2 protein-coding genes are annotated in these 825 nt (G+C 75.2%); both read left to right on the top strand.

The window, feature by feature from the left end:
• The coding region (locus tag FV222_RS27890) for a CheB methylesterase domain-containing protein (RefSeq protein ID WP_147816393.1) at positions 1 to 410 on the top strand (410 nt) is incomplete at its 5' end.
• Positions 407 to 825 (top strand): response regulator (locus FV222_RS27885; RefSeq protein WP_147816392.1); only part of this gene is annotated, 419 nt, incomplete at its 3' end. The genes FV222_RS27890 and FV222_RS27885, both read left to right, overlap by 4 nt.

Genomic DNA, 825 nt, shown 5'->3' with positions numbered 1-825 from the left:
AGCCCGGCCGGGTCTACGTCGCGCCGGGCGACCGGCACCTCGAATACGGGCCCGGCCGGACCTTGCGCCTCCTCGACAGCCTGCCGGTCTCGGGCCAGCGTCCGGCGGCGACCGTGCTGTTCCGCTCCGTCGCGCGTCAGGCCGGCGCCTCGGGGCTCGGCGTGCTGCTCACCGGCATGGGCGAGGACGGGGCGCTCGGCCTCCTCGACATGCACGCCGTCGGCGCGCAGACGGTGGCCGAGCACGAGAGCACCGCCGTAGTCTACGGCATGCCGGCGGCGGCCGTGCGCCTCAAGGCGGCCCGCGCGGTCCTGCCACTCGACCGCATCTCCGCCCACCTCTTGCGGCTCGCCATGCCTACTGCCATGCCCGCCACCTCGCCCGGCGCCTGGCCGGACCGGCCGGCATGAACGCCGATGCCGCCACCGCGACGGAGCCCGCCCGCATCCTCCTGGTGGAGGATTCGGAGACGCAGGCGCTGGAGCTGCGCCTGCTGCTGGAGAGCCATGGCTTCCGGGTCGAGCGCTGTGCCACCGCGGAGGCGGCACTGGACCACCTCAACCACGGCCTGCCCGACCTCGTCGTCGCCGACTACCACTTGCCCGGCATGAACGGCGACGAGCTGACGCGCCAGCTCCGGCTGTCGCTGCGCACCCGCGCCCTCCCCCTGCTGATGCTCACCGGCGCCCGCGACGGCGAGCGGCAGGGCCTGGAGAGCGGCGCCGACGCCTACGTCGCCAAATCCGGCGACCGCGACCTGCTGATCCTGCGCATCCGTGCCCTGTTGCGCGAGCGGCTGGGCAGCGTGGCGCCCGGCGCCGGGGA

It is taken from the genome of Methylobacterium sp. WL103 (genome assembly GCF_008039885.1).
Classification (GTDB): Bacteria; Pseudomonadota; Alphaproteobacteria; order Rhizobiales; family Beijerinckiaceae; genus Methylobacterium; species Methylobacterium cerastii.
Note: the sequence above shows the minus strand (reverse complement) of the source record. Positions and strands in the feature narration are given on the sequence as shown.